Below are 20,090 nucleotides of genomic sequence, written 5' to 3'. Positions count from 1 at the left end.
CGTTCAGTACCGCGAACAGGGAGTATCGCGATGCACGACCGACCGTTCCGCACTCTGCCCGAGGAACTCCTGCTGGCCTGCGTGGATCCGGACACGGGCGTGGTCAGGCGCCCCGACTTCTTCAACCGGGTGCTGTCCGGAGCCGTTTTCGCCGAACTGGACCTGTGCGGCGCGATCACCATCGAGAATCTGCGGATCGTCGAACTGCGACCGGTCACGCTGGGAGAGCCGGTCATCGACTCCATTTCCGAGGAATTCGTCACCTACATAAGACGCGGCCAGCCGAACACCGGGCAGACCCGGCTCGTCGGCCCCCGGGAGAGCCTGGACGCCCTGCGCCCCGAACTGCCTCGTGGCGTCGTCTCCCGCCTGATCGCGGGGGCACGCATCGGTATCTCCGCCGCGTCGACGAGGTTGGAGCTCCAGGGCTGGATCAGCGGCTGGCCCGGATTCCGTGACATCGAACCGCGCTACCTGGAGGCTCTGGAGACCAGTGGGCTGCTGACCGCGCACCGGCGCCGCGTGCTGGGCATCGTCCCCCGTACCACCTGGAGCGTCGTGTCCCCCGAGCACGCCCGGCATGCCGCCGCCACGATCGACGAAGCGGTCCGCGCGGTCGTGTACGGAGCCGGGCCCGGTGCGCCGTCACCGCGCGCCGTCTGTCTGGTCGCCCTGGTCGGCTCCTCCGGCCTCGCCATGCGCCTCTACCCGGGGCCCGGGAACCAGGGCACCCGTGATCGTATCGAACAGATCACCGAGGGCCATCCGATCGGCGCCGCCGTGAGCGCCGCCAGAGAAGCCGACTGGAAGGCGCGGGAGGCCGACTGAGCGCGCTCCCGCCCGTCACCCGTACGCCCCTCGCCCGGCGGCCGGCCGCCTTCCGGCCGCCGGACGCCGGGCGAGGAGGGCCAGGTCAGCGGGTCAGCACCTGGCCCGCCTGATCGGCACGCTGTTCGCCGACCTTGGGCGCCTGCGGTACCCGCTCCCGGTGGGAGGGGTCCCGTACCTCGCCCACCAGCATCTCCAGTACGTCCTCCAGCGCCACCAGACCGAGCACCCGCCCGGACGCGTCCGCGACCTGCGCGAGATGGGTGGCCGCGCGGCGCATCACGGTGAGCGCGTCGTCCAGCGGGAGTTCGGCCCGCAGCGTCGTCATCGGCCACCACACATGCTGCGGTACGGCACGCTCCGCGGCCTCCAGGTCGAGGACGTCCTTCACATGCAGATAGCCCATGAAGACCCCGCCGCTCTCCGCGCACACCGGAAAGCGCGAGTAGCCGGTGCGTACGGTCAGCTCCTCGATCTGGCGCGGGGTCACCGCGGGAGTGACCGTCACCAGGGAGGCGTGCGGAATCAGCACATCGGTGACCGGGCGGCTGCCCAGTTCGAGGGCGTCCTCCAGCCGTTCCTGCGCCTCCGGTTCGAGCAGTCCCGCCTGGCCCGAGTCCTCGACGAGCCGGTTGAGCTGCTCACTTGTGAAGACCGCCTCCACCTCGTCCTTGGGCTCGACCCGGAAGGCCCGCAGCACCAGCCGCGCGCAGGCGCCGAGCCCGGCGGTGACCGGACGGCAGAGCCGGGCGAAGCCGACCAGACCGGGGCTGAACCAGAGCGCGGTCTTCTCCGGGGCCGCCATGGCGAGGTTCTTGGGAACCATCTCGCCGATGACCAGATGCAGCGAGACGACCAGCGCCAGGGCGATCACATAGCCCACCGGGTGGATCAGGCCCTCGGGCATGTGGACCGCGTGGAAGAGGGGTTCCAGCAGACGTGCCACGGTGGGTTCCGCGACCGCGCCGAGCGTCAGGGAGCAGACGGTGATGCCGAACTGCGCGGCCGCCATCATCTGCGGCAGATTCTCCAGACCGTGCAGCACCTGGCGGGCACGGGCCGAGCCGCGCGCGGCATGCGGCTCGATCTGGCTGCGGCGTACGGAGACGAGGGCGAACTCCGCGCCGACGAAGAAGCCGTTGGCCAGGACCAGCAGCAGGGCGAAGACGAGTTGCAGGGCGCTCATCGGGCGCCCTCCGCCATCGCGGGGGCGCCGGCCGGTATACCGGGCGCGGTTTCCGGCAGGTCGTCCGCCGGGGTTACGGGGGTGCCGCCGACCGGTACCTCGTCGGGCCCGTCGGCCGTCGCGCCGGGCCGACCGTCCGCCGCGCTGCGGTCGGGTGCCCCGATCGCCGTTTCGTCCGGTTCGCAGGCCGTTGCGCCGTCCGGCTCTCCGGCCGGTGCCCCGGGCGGGGCGCCGGTGGTACGTACCAGCCTGACCCGCTCCGCCCGGTAGTGGTCCACCTGGCGCACGGACAGCCGCCAGCCGGGGAGTTCCGCCTTGTCGCCGGGGGCCGGGATCCGCCCCAGCAGATCGGCGACCAGCCCGGCCAGGGTCTCGTACGGACCGTCGGGTACGTCGAGTCCGATCCGCCGCAGGGTGAGGACCCGGGCGCTGCCGTCCGCGTCCCAGGCCGGGCGGCCGTCCTCGGCCGCGACCGGCGCCAGTTCGGGCCGTCCGTCGCCCTCGGCGTCGTGCTCGTCGCGCACCTCGCCGACCAGCTCCTCGATGATGTCCTCCAGGGTGACGACTCCGGCCGTACCGCCGTACTCGTCCACCACGACGGCTATGGGCTGCTCGCTGCGCAGCCGTTCGAGGAGCTGCTGCACGGGCAGGGTCTCGGGCACCAGCAGCGCCGGTACGGCGATCCGGCCGGCCGGGGTGCGCAGCCGCTCCCGTACCGGCACGGCGAGCGCGTCCTTGAGATGCACCATGCCGACGATCTCGTCGATGCGCTCCCGGTAGACCGGAAAGCGCGAGAGACCGGTGGCCCGGGTGAGGTTGAGGACATCCGCCGCGGTGGCGTCGGACTGGAGGGCGCTGACCTTCACCCGGGGCGTCATCACATGCTGCGCAGTGAGCCGGCCGAGCGAGAGGGTCCGTACGAACAGGTCCGCGGTGTCCTGTTCGAGGGTGCCCGCGCGGGCGGAGTGCCGGGCCAGCGAAACGAGTTCACCGGGGGTACGGGCCGATGCCAGCTCCTCGGTCGGCTCCACGCCCAGCAGCCGGACCAGCCGGTTGGCGACGGTGTTGAGCAGGGAGATCACCGGCCGGAACACGGTGGCGAAGAGATACTGCGGGCCCGCCACGAACCGCGCGACCTGGAGCGGCCTGGAGACCGCCCAGTTCTTGGGGACGAGTTCGCCGATCACCATCTGGACGGCGGAGGCGAGCAGCATCCCGATCACCACCGCCACTCCGGAGACGGCGCCTTCGGGCAGTCCGGTCGCGGAGAGCGGCCCGTCGAGCAACTGGGCGAGCGCCGGCTCGGCCAGCATGCCCACGACGAGGGAGGTGATGGTGATGCCGAGCTGGGTGCCGGAGAGCTGGAAGGACAGCTCCCGCAGGGATCTGACGACCGTACGGGCACGGCGGTCGCCCTCGGCGGCGGCGCGCTCGGCGTCGGGGCGGTCCACCGTGACCAGGCCGAACTCGGCGGCCACGAAGAATCCGTTGGCGAGGATCAGAAGGAACGCTGCGGCGAGCAGCAGCAGGGGGATGGTCATGCCGCCGCCTCGTCGAAGGGGGCGGCGCAGGTACTACCGGACGATCCGTCCATTGCTGGAGGGAGTCACTCCTCGGGTCGCAGGTGCCCCACGGGCCGGTCTCGGCCATTGCCGGTCGCGGCCGTCGGATGCGGGGCGGGGCGCACTCGGCGCCACCGGCACAAGAGTAATCAAGAGTGGGCGGGACAGGGCAGTGCCGTACGCGACGGCGGCGCCCCCGTGGACGCCCGGCCGGGCCCGGGGTCAGCCCTCCGTACCGGTGCCGCGGGATTCGGCCAGGGCGCGCAGGGCGCGGGCGTCGCGGATGGCGTGCGCCTTGGCGATACCGGGCTGAATGCCCAGTACGGGCAGGCTGCTGCCGTCGCTCAGATCGAGAAAGACCCAGGGGTCGCCGGGCCGCAGATTGACCCGGAGGATCTCGGCCCACTCCAGGCGGCGCGTCCGGGTGAGATTGACCACGGTCACCCCGGTCTCGTCGGCGACGACCTTGGGGCGGCTGAGGATGGCGAGGACACCGAGGAAGAGGAGCGCGGTGAAGATGAAGCTGACCCGCTCCCCCGGCCCCAGCTTCTCCAGCACCAGGGCGACGGCCGTGATCACGCCGAACATGACCGTGCCGACGGTCAGCAGAACGATCCGGGTCCTGGTCGGCCGGAAGGTCACCGGCAGGGCGGGCGCGTCGGACCGCGGTGGCCCGGACTGCGGCGGAATCGCAAGCGAACGGCCGGCCGGATCGGACGAACCGCCCGTACCGGAAGGGTCGGACGGATCAGCAGGGTCGGACGGGTCGGGCTGGGGCGCGGGCATCGGCTCTCGGTCTTCCCGGGGTCGCGGCGGAGTGGCGTCAGAGGCGGCAGGCGTGAATGGCCGTCGTCAGGATGGCACGGGCGCCGATCTCGTACAGATCGTCCATGATCCGCTGCGCCTCCTTGGCCGGCACCATCGCGCGGACGGCGACCCAGCCCTCGTTGTGCAGCGGGGACACGGTCGGCGACTCCAGGCCCGGGGTGAGGGCGACGGCGCGCTCCAGGTCCTCGGCGCGGCAGTCGTAGTCCATCATCACGTACGAGCGGGCCACCAGGACGCCCTGGAGCCTGCGCAGGAACTGCTGGACCTTGGGCTCGTCGGTGTCGGCGCCGGTACGGCGGATGACGATCGCCTCGGAGGTCATGATCGGCTCGCCGATGACTTCGAGGCCCGCGTTCCGCAGCGAGGTGCCGGTCTCCACCACATCGGCGATGACCTGGGCAACCCCCAGCTCGATGGCGGTCTCGACCGCGCCGTCGAGGTGGACGACGGAGGCGTCGACGCCGTGGTCCGCAAGGTGCTTGGCGACGATGCCCTCGTACGAGGTGGCCACCGTCATCCCGCCGAACTCCTCGACTCCGGCGGCCGTGCCCGGCTTGGTCGCGTACCGGAAGGTGGAGCGCGCGAAGCCGAGCGGAAGGATCTCCTCCGCGCTCGCGCCGGAGTCCATCAGCAGATCGCGTCCGGTGATGCCGATGTCGAGCCGGCCGGAACTCACATAGATCGCGATGTCGCGGGGACGGAGGTAGAAGAACTCGACCTGGTTGTCCGGGTCGACCAGGACGAGTTCCTTCGACTCCTTGCGCTGCTGGTACCCGGCCTCATGGAGCATCGCCGACGCAGGCCCGGACAGTGAACCCTTGTTGGGGACGGCGATGCGCAGCATGAGGACGGCTTCCTTTGTACGAGGGGAGGGTGCGGGAGGTACGAGGACGGTGCCGGCCGGGAATGCCCGGCTCAGAGATGGGCGTAGACGTCGTCGAGGGAGATTCCGCGCGCGACCATCATCACCTGGACGTGGTAGAGGAGCTGCGAGATCTCCTCCGCGGCGGCTTCCTTGCCCTCGTACTCGGCGGCCATCCACACCTCGGCCGCCTCTTCGACGACCTTCTTGCCGATGGCATGGACGCCCTTGTCCACCAGCTCGGCGGTACGGGAGGTCGCGGGGTCGCCGGTGGCGGCCTTCTGCTGGAGCTCGGTGAAGAGCTCCTCGAACGTCTTCTTGGACATGGTGACTGTCACTTTACGCGGCCCGGCCGGGGGTCAGCGCCAGGGTTCGGCGAGGCTCCGCAGGGCGGCCGCGGTCGCGACGGCGGCGGTGACCGCCTCATGGCCCTTGTCCTCGTGCGAACCCTCCAGACCGGCCCTGTCCAGCGCCTGTTCCTCGGTGTCGCAGGTCAGTACGCCGAAGCCGACCGGCACTCCGGTGTCGACCGAGACCTGGGTGAGCCCCTGGGTCACGCCCTGGCACACATAGTCGAAGTGGGGGGTTCCGCCCCGGATGACGACACCGAGGGCGACGACCGCGTCGTAACCGCCCCCGGCCAGCGCCTTGGCGGCGACCGGCAGTTCGAAGCTGCCGGGGACGCGCAGCAGGGTCGGCTCGTCGATGCCGAGTTCCCCGAGGGCGCGCAGGGCGCCGTCGACGAGACCGTCCATGATCTTCTCGTGCCACTGTGCCGCGATCACCGCGACCCGGAGGTCTTCGCAGTTCTCCACACTCAGTTCGGGTGCGCCCTTGCCGCTCACGTCTCTCCTTGAAGCTGTTCTCGTTGTCGGTCGGGCTTTTGCCGGCCGAAGGCTGTTACTGGCCGCGGCTGTTACTGATTGCCGCCGTTGCTGATTGCCGCTGTCGCTGACTGCCGCTGTTACTGGTTGCCGCAGGCGGACACGCCCGCCGCCGGATCCAGCCACGGCAGGTCGTGGCCCATCCGGTCGCGCTTGGTGCGCAGATAGCGGAGGTTGTGCTCCCCCGCCTGGACCGGCATCGGCTCGCGCCCGGTGACCCGGAGCCCGTGCCGTACCAGCGCGGCCGTCTTGTCGGGGTTGTTGGTCATCAGGCGGAGGCTGTGGACGCCGAGGTCGTCGAGGATCCGCGCGCCCGCCGCGTAGTCGCGGGCGTCGGCGGGCAGACCGAGTTCCAGATTGGCGTCGAGGGTGTCGTGACCGCGCTCCTGGAGTTCGTACGCGCGCAGCTTGGAGAGCAGCCCGATGCCCCGGCCCTCGTGCCCGCGCAGATAGACGACGACACCGCGCCCGGTCTCGGCGACGCGCTCCATCGAGGCCTGGAGCTGAGGTCCGCAGTCGCAGCGCAGCGAGGCGAAGATGTCGCCGGTGAGGCACTCCGAGTGGACCCGTACGAGGACGTCCTCGCCGTCGCCGATGTCCCCGTGGACGAGCGCGACATGCTCGACGCCGTCGGCCGTGGAGCGGTAGCCGTACGCCTTGAACTCGCCGAAGGCGGTGGGCAGCCGGACCTCGGCCTCCCGCCGTACATCCGGCTCGGCGGCTCGGCGGTAGGCGATCAGGTCCTCGATCGAGATGATCGTCAGACCGTGCTTGCGCGCGAACGGGATCAGCTCGGGCAGCCGCAGCATCACCCCGTCCTCACCGGCGATCTCCACGATCGCCCCGGCCGGACGCAGCCCCGCGAGCCTGGCCAGATCGACGGCCGCCTCGGTGTGCCCGTTCCGTACGAGCACTCCGCCGGGCTTGGCGCGGAGCGGGAAGACATGGCCCGGCCGGACGAAGTCACCGGGCTCCGTGTCGCCCGCGGCCAGCAGTTGCAGGGTGGTGGAACGGTCGGCGGCGGAGATTCCGGTGGTCACGCCATGGGCGGGCGCCGCGTCCACGGAGACCGTGAAGGCCGTGCGCATCGACTCGGTGTTGTGGTCGACCATCTGGGGCAGTTGGAGCCGGTCCAGTTCGGCGCCCTCCATGGGGGCGCAGATCAGTCCGCGGCACTCGCTCATCATGAAGGCGACGATCCCGGGGGTGGCCATCTCGGCGGCGATGACGAGGTCGCCCTCGTTCTCGCGGTCCTCGTCGTCCACGACCACGACGGGCCGGCCGGCCGCGATGTCGGCGATGGCCTGCTCGACGGGGTCGAGGGAGAGGTCCTCGGTGTTGCCCGCCGAGTACCAGGTGATGTCGGGGGCGGCGGTGGGCGAGGCGGAGGATGTCATGCTGCTGCTCCTTCCAGGGACGGTGCGGCGGTGCGGGAGCGCAGCCACCAGTCGCGCATTCCCCAGAGGACGAGGACGAGGTAGATCAGATAGACGAAGCCGGAGAAGGCGAGTCCGCTGCTGAACGCGAGCGGTACGCCGACGATGTCGACGAGCAGCCAGGCGAACCAGAACTCGACCAGTCCGCGCGCCTGGGCGACCATCGCGGCGAGGGTGCCGACGAAGATGTACGCGTCGGGCCAGGGGTTCCAGGACAGTTCGGGTACGGCGACGAACAGCCCGCCCACGGCCAGGGTGCCCACCGCCGTACCGCCGAGGAGTACTCCGCGCTCGGTCCAGCTCGCGAACCGTACGGCGATCGAGCCGTCCTGGGCCTGCCTGCTGCCGCGCTGCCACTGGCGCCAGCCCCACAGCGCGACCCCGATGACCAGGAGCTGCTTGCCGACGCCCCCGCTGAGCTGGGCGGAGGCATAGGCGCCGACGAGGATGGCCCCGGACAGCAACTGGGCGGGCCAGGTCCAGATCGAACGCCGCCAGCCGAGCGCGAGCGCGGCCAGCCCGATGGTGTTGCCGATCATGTCGGACCAGAGGATGTGCTGGCCGACGGCGGTGAAGGCCTCGCCGTTCAGCCATGACAGGGCGCTCACAGGACGGGCTCCCCGGTTCCCGTACCGGCACCGGCACCGGCACCGGACGCGATGCCGCCGGTGGCTCCCGCTCCGAGCAGCCGCTCGACGTACTTCGCGATCACATCGACTTCGAGGTTGACCGGGTCCCCGGGGCCCTTGATGCCGAGGGTCGTCAGCGCGAGGGTGGTCGGGATCAGGCTGATGGTGAAGTAGTCGGGCCCGGCGTCGACGACCGTGAGGCTGACGCCGTCGACGGTGATCGAGCCCTTCTCCACGACATAGCGGGTCAGTTGGGCGGGCAGCGAGATCTTGACGATCTCCCAGTGCTCGGACGTCTTGCGCTCGACGACGGTGCCGGTGCCGTCCACATGGCCCTGGACGATATGCCCGCCGAGCCGGCCGCCGACCGCCATGGGCCGCTCCAGATTGACCCGGGAGCCCGGCTCCAGCGCGCCGAGGCTGGAGCGGTCGAGTGTCTCGGCCATCACATCCGCGGTGAACTCCCCGTCGCCGAACTCCACGACCGTGAGGCAGACCCCGTTGACCGCGATCGAGTCGCCGTGCTTGGCGTTCTCGGTGACGACGGGTCCGCGGAGGCGGAAGCGCGAGGAGTCACCGAGATTCTCGACGGCAGTGACCTCACCCAGTTCTTCGACGATTCCGGTGAACACTCAACGCTCCTTCGTGGTGGTGGCTGATACGGGCACGGACGCGGCCTCCGCGGGTACGGGCGCGGGCCCCGCGGTTTCCGGGACGGCGGTGATCCGCAGATCCGCACCGATCCGTACGGTCTCCGTCATCCGCAGTCGCAACGCCCCGGCGAGGGTGGTGATTCCGGCGTCCGCGAGGGCGGCGGGGCCCGCGCCGAGCAGGACGGGCGCGAGATACGCGACGACCTTGTCGACGGCTCCGGCGGCGACGAAGGAGCCGGCCAGGACCGGACCGCCTTCGAGGAGTACGGAGCGGACGCCGCGCTCGTACAGGGCGGCCAGCAGGGCCGGGGCGTCCAGACCGCGGCCGGCCCTGGGCAGCCGTACGACATCGGTGAGATGGCCGCGCCCGCTCAGGTCGGCGTCCTCGGCCACGGCGATCAGGGTGGGCGCGGCGCCGTCCAGGATCCGGGCGCCGGGCCGTACGGCGGTGGCCTCGGTGTCGACCACCACGCGCAGCGGCTGTACGGCGCCCTCGACACCCCGTACCGCGAGATGCGGATCGTCGGTACGCGCGGTGCCCGAGCCGACGACGACCGCGTCGGCCTCGGCGCGCAGCCGGTGGACATCGGCGCGGGCCTCGGCGGAGGTGATCCAGCGGCTGGTGGAGTCGGCGGCGGCGATCCGGCCGTCAAGGGTGGCCGCGTACTTCCACAGGACATGGGGGCGGCCCCGCCGGACGGAGGTGAGCCAGGCGGTGTTGCCCTCCTCGGCCTCCGCCGCCAACAGCCCCTGTTCGACGGTGACTCCGGCCGCGCGCAGGGTGTCCGCGCCGCCGGTGGCCGTGGGGTTGGGATCGGCGACCGCGTAACAGACCCGGGCGACACCGGCCTCGACGAGCGCGCGGGAGCAGGGTCCGGTACGGCCGGTGTGGTCGCAGGGTTCGAGCGTGACGTACGCCGTGCCGCCCCGGGCCCGTTCGCCGGCGGCGCGCAGGGCGTGGATCTCGGCGTGCGGCCCGCCGGCGCGACGGTGGAATCCCTCGCCGGCGAGGTGTCCCGCGGCGTCGAGGATCACGCATCCGACGACCGGGTTGGGGCTGGTCGATCCGAGTCCGCGGGCGGCCAGTGCGATGGCCCGGCGCATGGCGTCCGCGTCGGTCACGGTCTCGGCCTGGGTGGCCACCGGGTCCTCCTGCCTCTTCGGGCACGGACTCCGGGGCCTGTCGATGACGACAGAGAAGCGGGAACGCACACGGGGACGCCGAGGCCGAAGAAACGGATCGTCCGAGGACGACCCATCGACGGCGGCGTACCGGTGACGGCCCGCCGCGCACTGCCTCCCATCCGGACTTTCACCGTCGGTCCAGGAATTTCACCTGGTCAACCGGCCGCTGGCTGCGGACGGGTCGCGGACTGTAACCGCCGGTTCGGAATTGCACCGACCCCGGAGTGCGCTGCTTCTGGTACCCGACCAGTGTGCCACGCCTGATCGTCGGCCATCCGGGTGATATCTGTGGGCTGGCTCACACGGCTTCATGGGGCGGGGCCGTGGGGTTCAGGGCGCGAAGAGGTCGTCCTGGGCGGCGTCGCGGGCCGTCAGCAGGGCGCCGCGCAGGACGGCCGTGCCGCCGAGCGCCCCGGCCCTGACCTCCGTACGCAGCGGTGACATCGCCGCCAGCCGCTCCTCGACGCGCGCGGCCAGTGCCGCGCCGCCCGCGTGCCCGACCTCGCCCGCGAGGACGATCCAGCCGGGGTCCAGCACCGCGCTGACCGCGGCCGCGCCGATGGCCAGCCGGTCGGCGAGCACCCGCAGAAACGCGTCGGCGGAGCTGTCGCCCGGTGCCGCGGCCACGGCGGCGCGCACGAGGGCGGCGGCGGGCGGTTCCTGGGGCGCGGCGACCGCCGAGATGCCGTACTTCTCGGCGAGTTCGGCGATGCCCGCCGAGCCCGCGAGGGTGTGGAAGCCGCCGTCGCAGCCGAGTGCGGAGGGAAGCTGCGAGGTGCCGGGCACGGGCAGGAAGCCGATCTCGCCCGCGCCTCCCGACGCGCCCCGGCGGAGCTTGCCGTCGAGCATCACGGCCGCGCCGACGCCATGGCCGAGCCAGAGCAGTACGAAGGTGTCCCGGCCACGGGCCGCGCCGAGGCGCTGTTCCGCGAGTGCGGCGAGATTGGTCTCGTTCTCGACGAGGACGGTGGCGGGCAGCCGCTCATGGAGGGCGGCGACGAGTCTTCGGTGCCAGGCGGGCAGACCGGTGGTGACGCGGAGTTCGCCCGCGACCGGATCGACCAGCCCGGGGGCGCCGATGCCGACGCTGTGCAGCCGTACCGCGCCGGCTTCCTCGGCCGTACGTTCCAGCAGGGCCGCGGCCTGTTCGACGGCGGCTTCGGTGGCCGTGTCGCTGCCGATGGGCAGGACGGCCTCGGCGAGGGTCGCGCCCAGCAGGTCCGCGACGACGACGGAGACGCTGTGGGTCCTTACGTCCAGGGCGGCGAGATGGGCGAGGTCCGCGACGATCCCGTACAGCCGGGCGTTGGGCCCGCGGCGCCGGTCGCCGGTCTCCCCGACGACCTGTACCAGCCCCGAGCCCTGGAGCCGTTCCACCAGATCGGCGACGGTGGGGCGGGAGAGTCCGGTCAGCGTCTTGAGCTGCCCTGCCGTCAACGGGCCTTCCTGCTGGAGGAATCGCAGGGCGAGGCGGTCGTTGATGGCCCGGGCGGTTCTCGGGGATGCGGCCATGCCGGAATCCTTCCAGATCGCTGGACCCTAATTTTGTTTTTATCAGGCAGGGTTCCTGATAGTTTACTCCGGCACCACGGAAGGGTGCGTCCGCGGTGCGTCGGAGGACGGCACCTCACAGGGGAGGGTGGAACAGGATGTCGAGCAAAACAGTCGAAACGGTCTATGACAGAGACAGGCTGCGGCGCGCCAGGATCGCCGTCGCCGCCGTCTTCTGTGTGCACGGAGCGGTCACCGGCAGCTTCGCCACCCGGATTCCCTGGATCCAGGACCACGCCGGGGTCAGTGCGGGGCAGCTCGGTCTCGCGCTCGCCTTCCCGGCGATCGGCGCGTCGATCGCGATGCCGCTGGCCGGTACGGTCAGCCACCGCTTCGGAGCGCGGACCGCGCTGCGCGGGCTGCTCGCACTGTGGACCCTGGCGCTGACCCTGCCCGCGCTCGCGCCGAATCTGGTGACCCTGTGCCTCACGCTCTTCGCGTTCGGCGCGACGGCGGGCATGTCGGACGTGGCGATGAACGCGCTGGGGGTCGAGGTCGAGAACCGGCTGAACAAGTCGATCATGTCCGGCCTGCACGGCATGTGGAGTACGGGCGCGCTGATCGGATCGGCGGCCGGTACGCTCGCCGCGCATCTCGGCACCGACGCGCGGCTGCACCATGTGCTGGCGGCGGGCGTCCTCACGGTGCTGGGGCTGATCGCGTGCCAGGGCGTACTCGACCTGCGCAGCGCGCCCGACGAGGAGCCGCCGCCGCGGTTCGTGCTGCCGCCGAAGTCCGCGCTGGTCATCGGGGCGATCGGGTTCTGCGCGGTGTTCGCGGAGGGGGCGAGCATGGACTGGTCGGCGGTGTACCTCCGGGACGTACTGGACACCTCGCCGGGTCTTGCCGCCGCCTCGACCACGGCCTTCGCCCTGACCATGGCGGTGGCGCGGCTCGCGGGCGACAAGGTGATCGACCGGTTCGGCGCGGTACGGACGGTCAGGACGGGCGGCGTCCTGGCGGCGGCAGGCGGCCTCCTGGTCGTCGTGGCGCCCCATCCGGCGCTCGCGATGGGCGGGTTCGGGCTGCTGGGGCTCGGCGTGTCGGTGGTGGTTCCGCTGGCCTTCGCGGCGGCGGGCCGCTCGGGCCCGAACCCGAGCCAGGCGATCGCGGGCGTCGCGACGATCACGTACACATCGGGCCTGATCGCCCCGTCGGCAATCGGCGCGGTGGCGGACGCGACGTCGCTGGTGGTGTCGTTCGGACTGGTGACGCTGCTGGCGTGCGGGCTGATGGTGGGCGCGGGGGTGCTCCGGACGGGGGACCGCCGGGAGGCGCGGGTGGGCACGGCGGAGGCGTAGCGGATACCGGACCCGTCCGGTGCGCCCACGGGCCGCGGACCTGACAGTGGCTCACGCGGTGACTCATGGACGGGAATACACCGTCGGCGCTGTGGAGACACCACCTGCCGTCCCGGACCGGATCCGGCCCGTGCCCTACGGTGGATCACCTCACCCTCCGCACGAAGGAGTGCACGCATGCCGGTCGAACTCGGCCTCGGTCTTCCGCAGATGAAGCAGTACGACATCGGCCGCGACGTGGCCACCGTGGCGCGGGCCGCGGAGGAGGCCGGATACGCGAGTCTGTGGGTCTTCGAGCGCGTTCTCTTCCCCGAGCCCGCGACCCAGGGCCTCTACGGCATCCCCGGGCTCCCCTGGCCCGACCACTACCGCAGCGTCGCCGACCCGCTGGTCACACTGACCCTGGCCGCGGCCGCCACGGAGCGGGCCAGGCTCGGCACCAGCGTGCTGGTCGCGCCGCTGCACGTACCGTTCCAGCTCGCCCGTTCGCTCGCCTCGCTCGACGCGGCGAGCGGCGGCCGGGTGGTCGCCGGACTCGGCACGGGCTGGTCGCTCGACGAGTACGCGGCCGCCGCCGTCGCCCCGTTCGAGAAGCGCGGGGCCGTCCTGGACGAGCTGCTGGACGTGTGCGCGGCCGTCTGGGGGCCGGACCCCGTCTCGTACGAGGGCGAGCTGACCACCATCGCCCCGTCCGAGGTCGGCCCCAAGCCGGCCCGCCCCATCCCGGTCTACCTCCCGGCGAACAGCCCGCGTGCCACCCGCCGGCTCGTGGAGCGCGCGGACGGCTGGATGCCCGTCGCCATGGGGGTCGCCCAGCTCGCCGAGCAGTGGGAGAAGGTACGGGAGGCCGCCGACGCGAGCGGCCGTGAGCGCCCGCTCGCGGTCTGCGCCCGCGTCAATGTGCAGCACAGCGCCAAGCCGTACGAGGGCGAGGGCCGCCACCCCTTCCAGGGCAGCGTGGCGCAGATCGTCGAGGACCTGGCGGCGCACGCCGAGACCGGTGTGCCGGAGTTCCTGCTGGACCTCCAGACCACCGCGCGCGACGCGGCCGAACTGTCCGACATCGCGGCCGAGGTGTACGCGGCGGCACGCGCCGCCGGCGTCTGACCGCACGGGGGGCGGGTCTCCAGTACGGGCCCGCCCCTTCAGTCAGTCCTCCGGGAGTTCCACCGGCGCGATCTCGTCGTACACGTCACCCGGTCCGGGGTTCCCGCCGTCCGTCGCGCCGCCGAAGTGGTTCATCACTCCCCACACCGCGTTGAGCGCGGTCTGTACGGCGCCCTCGGCCCACCCCGCCGTCCATGAGATGTCGTCGCCCGCCAGGAAGATCCCCCGCTTGTCCGCCGGGAGCCGGTCCTGCATGAAGTGCGTGAAGAGCCGCCGCTGATAGCGGTAGTGACCGGGCAGATTCGCCTTGAACGCGCCCATGAAATACGGCTCGTTCTCCCAGGACACGGTCACCGGACTGCCGATGATGTGGCGGCGGATGTCCACGCCCGGATAGATCTCGCGCAGCGAGTTGAGCATCACCTCCATCCGCTCCCCCGCCGAGAGCGGCAGCCATTTGAGGCTGTCGTCGCACCATGTGTACGAGAGGCAGATCACCGCGGGCCGGTCCGGGCCGTCGTCCAGCAGATAGGTGCCCCGGGTCATCCGGTCGGTGAGCGTCATCGACATCGTGTCGCGCCCGGTCCGCTCGTCCTTGTCCAGCCAGAACGGCCGGTCCACCGGCACGAACAGCTTGGACGACTCCATGTAGTGGGTGCGCTCCATCGCCGTCCAGTGGTCGATCGGGAAGAGCGACTCGTCACAGGCGATCTTGGACAGCAGCAGCCAGGACTGGGCGGTGAAGACCGCCGCGCGGTAGGTACGGATACGGCCCGAGGCGTCCGTGACGGTGATCCGGTCGCCGGCCGTGCGGTGCAGCCGTACCACCGCAGGCAGCGGCTCACCGCCGTGCAGCGACTCCAACGAGGTCCCGGCCGGCCAGTGGGTGATCTTCGCGGGCTCATGTGCCCACAGCCGCAGCGGCAGTTGCTGGCTGCCGCCGACGATCGAGCGGTGGTGGTCGTCGGCCTCGGTGTAGACGACCCGCAGGATCTCCAGGATGGAGTTGGGGAAGTCGGTGTCCCAGCCGCCCGTACCGAAGCCGACCTGCCCGAAGATCTCCCGGTGACGGAAGGACGCGAAGGCCGGGGAGTCGCAGAGGAAGCCGTAGAAGGTCTGGTTGTCGAGCTTCTCGACGAGCCGCGCCCAGATCTCCCGTACGCGCGGCACATCGCGCTCGCGCAGGGCGCGGTTCATCGCGGAGAAGTCGGCGCCCTCCTCCAGACAGGTGTTCCAGGCGGCCATCACATCGCGGTAGACCTGCGGCAGATCATCGATCGTCCGGGCGTAGTGGGACTCGCCCTTGAGGTCGACGACCGTCGAAGGGGTCGCGGCGGACAGGGGGTTGGGGAACGGCCGGGTCTCCAGGCCCACCAGATCGATGTAGTGGCGGAGCGCGGTGGAGGAGGGCGGGAAGCGCATGGCGCCCATCTCGGCGGTCAGTCCGGGGTCGCAGCCCTCGAAACCGACCGTACGGAGCCGGCCGCCGATCCGGTCCGCCTCGTACACCACGGGCTTGAGGCCCATCTTCATCAGCTCGTACGCCGTGACGATCCCGGAGAGCCCGCCACCGATGACGGCGACCTCGGCGCCGTGCTCGGTCGCGGGGATCTGGCCGAGCCCGGCGGGATGCGCCAGGAAGTCGTCGTACGCGTACGGGAAGTCCGGCCCGGACATGGTGATCGGCGGCTGCTCGCCGGTGTGCGGGACGGCGGTGGGCACCGTGGACGTCATGGGGTACGGGCTCCTTGCGGTGGTACGGCGGAACAGACCGGGCGGGGTGGCGGGGCGGTCAGCGGAGTGAGGTGTACAGGCCGGGGCGGCGGTCGCGCAGATATGGATTGGCCTCGCGCGAGGCGTCCAGCAGCCGCCGGTCCACATCGCCGACGATCAGTTCCTCGCCGCGTCCCGCGCGCGCCACGGCGGAGCCGTCGGGCCCGGCGAGACAGCTCAGCCCGGTGAACTCGAACTCGCCCTCCTCGCCAATCCTGTTGGCGTACGCGACATACACCTGGCTCTCGAAGGCCCGTACCGGCACCAGGGATTCGGCGACGAATTCGTACGGACGCATCAGCGCGGTCGGCACGAGCAGCAGATCGGTGCCGGCGAGCGCGTGCGCCCGGACGCTCTCCGGGAACTCGACGTCGTAACAGATCACGATCCCGAGCCGCAGCCCCGCCAACTCGGCCTGGACGACCGGCTGCTCCCCCGGTGTGAACCACTTCTGCTCGAAGGGGCCGAAGAGATGCGTCTTGCGGTAGTTGGCGAGCCGCGCGCCGTCGGGGCCGATCAACTGTGCTGCATTGAAGATCCGTTCGCCCGTCCCGTCGAATTCCCGCTCCGGATAGCCGTACAGCACCGCGATTCCGTACCGTACGGCGATCTCCGCCACGGCCATGGCCCCCGGGCCGTCGGCGGGCTCGGCCAGCCTGGGCACCTCGTCACCGATGGCGTAGCCGGTCAGGAACATCTCGGGGCAGACCAGCAGCCCGGCCCCGGCGTCCGCCGCGCGGCCCGCCGCCTCGTCGAGAGCCTGAAGATTCCCGGCGACGGAGCCCGGCCGGCCGGAGGTCTGGAGCAGGGCGGTGCGCAGCGACGGCATGGGTGACCTCGGACGGTACGAAGGGGGCTGCCCCGGATCGCGGGGTTCGCACCGACGGTACGGTCCGGTCGGTGCCCCGTACAAGACACGACCGTTGCGCGCCCGCCACCGATCCATTGCGTGATCGGCGGCCCGCCCGGCGATTCATTGCGCGGCCCGTTTCCGCGGGGCCGCGCCGGGCCGCCGGGACGTGTCCGGTACGGCCTACGGCCGGTCCGGCGGACCCGAGGAGTAGCGCCTGAGCAGCGGCGACAGTACGAGCACCGACTTCGTGCGCTCCACATAGGGCTGGCCCGCGATCCGTTCGAGCACCTGCTCGAAGTGCCGCATATCGGCCGCGAAGACCTGGGCGATCGCGTCCGCGTCGCCGGTGACGGTGGACGCGGCGACCACCTCGGGCAGCCGTTCCAGGCCCCGGTGGATGGCCTCGGGCGAGGTGTTGCGGCGGCAGTAGATCTCGATGAAGCCCTCGGTGTGCCAGCCCAGCGCCGCCGGGTCCACCCGTACCGTGAAGCCTGTGATCGCTCCCCCGGCCCGCAGCCGGTCGACCCGCCGCTTCACCGCGGGGGCGGACAGGCCGACGAGCGAGCCGATGTCGGCGTAGGAGCGGCGGGCGTCCTCGGCGAGGGCGTGGACGATGCGTTCGTCGAGATCATTGAGTCGCACGGCTGGTGGTTCACTTCTCTGCGATGACCGGTCGGGCACGGCGGGGCCAGGCCCTGTCCGTACGGGAAGTAGAACACGGCCCCGGCCGTCCTCGGACGCGCCAGGGGCGGCGTCCGGCCCGGTCCGGCTCGTACAGATACCGGAGGGGGCGTACCGCCTCAGCGGTACGCCCCCTCCGTACGGCACCGTGCTCCGGCGCCCGGCCGCTCACTCCACCGCGAGCAGCCCCTCCCGGAGCCGCCCGGTGATCCGGGTCAGCAGCCGGGACACATGCATCTGGGACACGCCCAGCTCCGCGCCGATCTCCGACTGGGTCATCTCGTCGCCGAAGCGCATCCGCAGGATCCGCCGTTCCCGCTCGTCCAGATCTTCCAGCAGCGGCTTGAGCGCCTGGACGTTCTCCGCCGTCTCCAGACTCGCGTCCGGCCCGCCGAGCCGGTCCGAGAGCGGCACCGGGACCCCGGCCGCGTCGTCCGCGGGCAGGTCGATCGAGCCTGCCGTATAGCCGTTGCCCGCGACGACGCCCTCGATGACCTCCTCCTCGTCCAGCCCGAGATGCCCGGCCAGTTCCGCCGTGGTCGGCGCGTGGTCGAGCCGCTGGGACAGTTCGTCGGTCGCCTTGGCCAGGTCGATCCGCAGCTCCTGGAGCCGGCGCGGCACATGGACGGCCCAGCTCGTGTCCCGGAAGAAGCGCTTGATCTCGCCGACGATGTACGGCACGGCGAAGGTCGCGAACTCCACCTCACGGCTCAGCTCGAACCGGTCGATCGCCTTGATCAGCCCGATCGTGCCGACCTGGACGATGTCCTCCATCTGGTCCGAGCGGTTCCGGAAGCGGGTGGCCGCGTACCGGACCAGCGCGAGGTTCATCTCGATCAGGGTGTTGCGTACGTACTGGTACTCGGGCGTGCCCTCAGTCAGCTCGGTGAGCCGGGCGAAGAAGACCTTCGAGATCTCCCGGGCATCCTTGGGCGCCACGTCGGCCGGGCACTCCACATACGGCAGGTCCAGCTCCGCTGCCTCCGTGTGCTGCTGGCTCAGATACCGCGTGCTGTCGGTCGGGACCGTCCTCGCCATGGACACTTCGTCCTCCCCTGCTCCGTCGTCAGTGCAGAGCGCGCGTACCCGCTCTCACTCCTCCCATGCCCACCACCCCGGCCCCCGCCGACACTCCTCCACACTTCCTCCACACTTTCTCCGGCAGGGGGCCCTCAGCTCCAACTGGCGTGCAGGGGCTGCCCTTCGGCGTATCCGGCGGCGCTCTGGACGCCGACGATCGCCTTGTGCGCGAACTCCTCCAGGGAGCTGGCCCCGGCGTACGTGCAGGACGAGCGGACCCCCGCGATGATCGAGTCGATCAGGTCCTCGACGCCGGGGCGGGACGGGTCGAGGAACATCCGGGAGGTCGAGATGCCCTCCTCGAACAGCCCCTTGCGGGCGCGGTCGTACGCCGACTCCTCGCTCGTACGGTTCCGTACGGCGCGGGCCGAGGCCATGCCGAAGGACTCCTTGTAGAGCCGTCCGTCGGCGGCCTGCTGAAGGTCTCCGGGCGACTCGTACGTACCGGCGAACCAGGAGCCGATCATCACGTTCGAGGCGCCCGCGGCGAGCGCCATGGCCACATCGCGCGGATGGCGGACCCCGCCGTCGGCCCATACGTGCCTGCCGGACTTCCTCGCCTCGGTCGCGCACTCCCGGACCGCGGAGAACTGCGGCCTGCCGACCCCGGTCATCATCCGGGTGGTGCACATCGCGCCCGGCCCGACACCGACCTTGATGATGTCCGCGCCGGCCTCGATCAGATCGCGTACGCCCTCGGCCGACACGACATTGCCGGCGACGAGCGGGACCTTCGGGTCCAGCGCGCGGACCGCCCTGACCGTGGCGATCATGGATTCCTGGTGGCCGTGCGCGGTGTCGACGACGAGCGTGTCCACGCCCGCGGCGAGAAGCTGCGCCGCCTTGCCCGGGACATCGCCGTTGATACCGACGGCGGCGGCGATCCGCAGCTTGCCGCCGGCGTCGGTGGCGGGCGTGTAGAGGGTCGCGCGCAGCGCGCCCTTGCGGGTCAGGATGCCGACCAGCCGCCCGTCCGTGTCGACGGCGGGGGCGAGCTTGCGGTTGGCGTTGTCGAGGGTGTTGAACGCCTCGCGCGGGTCCATGTCCGCGGCGATCAGCAGCAGGTCCTTCGACATGACCTCGGAGAGCTGGGTGAAGCGGTCGACACCGGTCAGATCGTGATCGGTGACGATCCCGACCGGCCGGTGTTCGCCGTCCACGACCACGCCCGCGCCGTGCGCGCGCTTGGGCAGCAGGGACAGCGCGTCACCGACGGTCTGGGCAGGGGTCAGCACGATCGGGGTGTCGAGGACGAGGTGGCGCGTCTTGACCCAGGAGATGACCTCGGTGACGACCTCGATCGGGATGTCCTGCGGGATCACGACGAGGCCGCCGCGCCGGGCGACGGTCTCGGCCATCCTGCGGCCCGCGATCGCGGTCATATTGGCGACGACGAGCGGGATGGTGGTGCCCGTGCCGTCCGGCGAGGAGAGGTCCACGCCCTGCCGGGAGCCGACGGCCGAACGGCTCGGCACCATGAACACGTCGTCGTACGTCAGATCGTAGGGAACCGGAGCACTCTCCACATGGCGGCCGGTACCCGGCTCAAGGAAACGCATAGGTCTCACATTTTCCCGCGGAACGGCGCAGGTCGCTTCCCGCTTCCACGCCGGATGGCGCTGGGCGGCACCCGGCGGCGCCCCATCGCGCAGCAAAACGCCCCCGTGGTCGTCTGCTCCTCCGAGGAGGCG

19 protein-coding genes and 1 riboswitch are annotated in these 20,090 nt (G+C 71.4%); of the genes, 3 read left to right on the top strand and 16 right to left on the bottom strand.

Features of this window, described 5'->3' with window-relative positions; all coding sequences use genetic code 11:
- Positions 1-30: 30 nt before the first annotated feature.
- Entirely contained in the window at positions 31-828 is a 798-nt protein-coding gene (locus KQY30_RS30375) for a GPP34 family phosphoprotein (protein WP_217309721.1), read from the top strand.
- 85 nt (positions 829-913) lie between these two features.
- Here the strand turns inward: KQY30_RS30375 and KQY30_RS30370 are convergent, their stop codons facing one another.
- The 11 genes from KQY30_RS30370 to KQY30_RS30320 all read right to left on the bottom strand — a co-directional run bounded on the left by KQY30_RS30370 (position 914) and on the right by KQY30_RS30320 (position 11,565).
- Entirely contained in the window at positions 914-2,014 is a 1,101-nt protein-coding gene (locus KQY30_RS30370; RefSeq protein ID WP_217309719.1) for a hemolysin family protein, read from the bottom strand.
- Entirely contained in the window at positions 2,011-3,555 is a 1,545-nt protein-coding gene (locus KQY30_RS30365) for a hemolysin family protein (protein WP_217309717.1), read from the bottom strand. Before KQY30_RS30365 ends, KQY30_RS30370 begins: the two co-directional genes overlap by 4 nt.
- A 243-nt stretch (positions 3,556-3,798) precedes the next feature.
- Positions 3,799-4,362, bottom strand: coding sequence for a PH domain-containing protein (locus tag KQY30_RS30360; protein ID WP_217309715.1), 564 nt, complete (start codon positions 4,360-4,362; stop codon positions 3,799-3,801).
- 37 nt (positions 4,363-4,399) lie between these two features.
- Positions 4,400-5,248, bottom strand: coding sequence for an ATP phosphoribosyltransferase (gene hisG, locus KQY30_RS30355; RefSeq protein WP_217309714.1), 849 nt, complete (start codon positions 5,246-5,248; stop codon positions 4,400-4,402).
- Between the two features lie 71 nt (positions 5,249-5,319).
- Positions 5,320-5,592 (bottom strand): phosphoribosyl-ATP diphosphatase, encoded by a 273-nt coding sequence (locus tag KQY30_RS30350; protein WP_046501288.1) that lies wholly within the window; start codon positions 5,590-5,592, stop codon positions 5,320-5,322.
- A 33-nt stretch (positions 5,593-5,625) separates the two neighbouring features.
- Entirely contained in the window at positions 5,626-6,111 is a 486-nt protein-coding gene (ribH, locus tag KQY30_RS30345) for a 6,7-dimethyl-8-ribityllumazine synthase (RefSeq protein WP_217309712.1), read from the bottom strand.
- A 119-nt stretch (positions 6,112-6,230) separates the two neighbouring features.
- Entirely contained in the window at positions 6,231-7,547 is a 1,317-nt protein-coding gene (locus tag KQY30_RS30340; RefSeq protein WP_217309710.1) for a bifunctional 3,4-dihydroxy-2-butanone-4-phosphate synthase/GTP cyclohydrolase II, read from the bottom strand.
- Positions 7,544-8,194 (bottom strand): nicotinamide mononucleotide transporter family protein, encoded by a 651-nt coding sequence (locus tag KQY30_RS30335; protein ID WP_217309708.1) that lies wholly within the window; start codon positions 8,192-8,194, stop codon positions 7,544-7,546. Before KQY30_RS30335 ends, KQY30_RS30340 begins: the two co-directional genes overlap by 4 nt.
- On the bottom strand, positions 8,191-8,847 hold the full coding sequence (locus tag KQY30_RS30330) for a riboflavin synthase (RefSeq protein WP_217309706.1): 657 nt from the start codon (positions 8,845-8,847) through the stop codon (positions 8,191-8,193). The genes KQY30_RS30335 and KQY30_RS30330 overlap by 4 nt, the downstream gene beginning before the upstream one ends.
- Positions 8,848-9,972, bottom strand: a complete 1,125-nt coding sequence (gene ribD, locus KQY30_RS30325; RefSeq protein WP_217311406.1) for a bifunctional diaminohydroxyphosphoribosylaminopyrimidine deaminase/5-amino-6-(5-phosphoribosylamino)uracil reductase RibD — start codon at positions 9,970-9,972, stop codon at positions 8,848-8,850.
- Between the two features lie 182 nt (positions 9,973-10,154).
- A riboswitch (FMN riboswitch) is annotated at positions 10,155-10,285 on the bottom strand.
- Between the two features lie 98 nt (positions 10,286-10,383).
- Positions 10,384-11,565 carry an ROK family transcriptional regulator gene (locus tag KQY30_RS30320; protein ID WP_217309705.1) on the bottom strand — a complete coding sequence of 394 codons (1,182 nt, stop codon included), beginning with the start codon at positions 11,563-11,565 and terminating at the stop codon, positions 10,384-10,386.
- Between the two features lie 137 nt (positions 11,566-11,702).
- Here KQY30_RS30320 and KQY30_RS30315 point away from each other — a divergent pair, with 137 nt between their 5' ends.
- Positions 11,703-12,905 carry an MFS transporter gene (locus tag KQY30_RS30315; protein ID WP_217309703.1) on the top strand — a complete coding sequence of 401 codons (1,203 nt, stop codon included), beginning with the start codon at positions 11,703-11,705 and terminating at the stop codon, positions 12,903-12,905.
- Positions 12,906-13,082: 177 nt separating this feature from the next.
- The gene (locus KQY30_RS30310; RefSeq protein ID WP_217309702.1) at positions 13,083-14,012 is read left to right on the top strand and encodes an LLM class F420-dependent oxidoreductase; all 930 of its coding nucleotides are present in this window, start codon (positions 13,083-13,085) and stop codon (positions 14,010-14,012) included.
- Positions 14,013-14,054: 42 nt separating this feature from the next.
- On the opposite strand, the gene KQY30_RS30305 is transcribed toward KQY30_RS30310, so the two are convergent.
- From KQY30_RS30305 to KQY30_RS30285, 5 genes are all read right to left on the bottom strand, one after another.
- Positions 14,055-15,746: an NAD(P)/FAD-dependent oxidoreductase gene (locus tag KQY30_RS30305; RefSeq protein WP_217309700.1), complete on the bottom strand. Its 1,692-nt coding sequence runs from the start codon at positions 15,744-15,746 to the stop codon at positions 14,055-14,057.
- A gap of 58 nt (positions 15,747-15,804) precedes the next feature.
- Positions 15,805-16,614 carry a carbon-nitrogen hydrolase family protein gene (locus KQY30_RS30300; RefSeq protein WP_217309699.1) on the bottom strand — a complete coding sequence of 270 codons (810 nt, stop codon included), beginning with the start codon at positions 16,612-16,614 and terminating at the stop codon, positions 15,805-15,807.
- A 204-nt stretch (positions 16,615-16,818) separates the two neighbouring features.
- Complete coding sequence (locus KQY30_RS30295; RefSeq protein ID WP_046501300.1) at positions 16,819-17,280, bottom strand: Lrp/AsnC family transcriptional regulator; 462 nt, start codon at positions 17,278-17,280, stop codon at positions 16,819-16,821.
- Positions 17,281-17,487: 207 nt separating this feature from the next.
- Complete coding sequence (locus KQY30_RS30290) at positions 17,488-18,357, bottom strand: RNA polymerase sigma factor SigF (protein WP_217309697.1); 870 nt, start codon at positions 18,355-18,357, stop codon at positions 17,488-17,490.
- A gap of 134 nt (positions 18,358-18,491) precedes the next feature.
- Complete coding sequence (locus KQY30_RS30285; RefSeq protein ID WP_217309695.1) at positions 18,492-19,958, bottom strand: GuaB1 family IMP dehydrogenase-related protein; 1,467 nt, start codon at positions 19,956-19,958, stop codon at positions 18,492-18,494.
- Between the last annotated feature and the right edge of the window lie 132 nt (positions 19,959-20,090).

This window comes from Streptomyces sp. GMY02 (genome assembly GCF_019056675.1).
GTDB classification, from domain to species: Bacteria; Actinomycetota; Actinomycetes; order Streptomycetales; family Streptomycetaceae; genus Streptomyces; species Streptomyces odonnellii.
The sequence above is the reverse complement of the archived record's forward strand: the minus strand, read 5'-3'. Positions and strand labels throughout refer to the sequence as shown.

Coding starts and splice junctions, on each gene's coding strand:
- KQY30_RS30375 (WP_217309721.1), top strand. CDS start 31: ATGCACGACCGACCGTTCCGCACTCTGCCCGAGGAACTCCTGCTGGCC.
- KQY30_RS30370 (WP_217309719.1), bottom strand. CDS start 2,014: ATGAGCGCCCTGCAACTCGTCTTCGCCCTGCTGCTGGTCCTGGCCAAC.
- KQY30_RS30365 (WP_217309717.1), bottom strand. CDS start 3,555: ATGACCATCCCCCTGCTGCTGCTCGCCGCAGCGTTCCTTCTGATCCTC.
- KQY30_RS30360 (WP_217309715.1), bottom strand. CDS start 4,362: ATGCCCGCGCCCCAGCCCGACCCGTCCGACCCTGCTGATCCGTCCGAC.
- hisG (WP_217309714.1), bottom strand. CDS start 5,248: ATGCTGCGCATCGCCGTCCCCAACAAGGGTTCACTGTCCGGGCCTGCG.
- KQY30_RS30350 (WP_046501288.1), bottom strand. CDS start 5,592: ATGTCCAAGAAGACGTTCGAGGAGCTCTTCACCGAGCTCCAGCAGAAG.
- KQY30_RS30340 (WP_217309710.1), bottom strand. CDS start 7,547: ATGACATCCTCCGCCTCGCCCACCGCCGCCCCCGACATCACCTGGTAC.
- ribD (WP_217311406.1), bottom strand. CDS start 9,972: ATGCGCCGGGCCATCGCACTGGCCGCCCGCGGACTCGGATCGACCAGC.
- KQY30_RS30320 (WP_217309705.1), bottom strand. CDS start 11,565: ATGGCCGCATCCCCGAGAACCGCCCGGGCCATCAACGACCGCCTCGCC.
- KQY30_RS30315 (WP_217309703.1), top strand. CDS start 11,703: ATGTCGAGCAAAACAGTCGAAACGGTCTATGACAGAGACAGGCTGCGG.
- KQY30_RS30310 (WP_217309702.1), top strand. CDS start 13,083: ATGCCGGTCGAACTCGGCCTCGGTCTTCCGCAGATGAAGCAGTACGAC.
- KQY30_RS30305 (WP_217309700.1), bottom strand. CDS start 15,746: ATGACGTCCACGGTGCCCACCGCCGTCCCGCACACCGGCGAGCAGCCG.
- KQY30_RS30300 (WP_217309699.1), bottom strand. CDS start 16,614: ATGCCGTCGCTGCGCACCGCCCTGCTCCAGACCTCCGGCCGGCCGGGC.
- KQY30_RS30290 (WP_217309697.1), bottom strand. CDS start 18,357: ATGGCGAGGACGGTCCCGACCGACAGCACGCGGTATCTGAGCCAGCAG.
- KQY30_RS30285 (WP_217309695.1), bottom strand. CDS start 19,958: ATGCGTTTCCTTGAGCCGGGTACCGGCCGCCATGTGGAGAGTGCTCCG.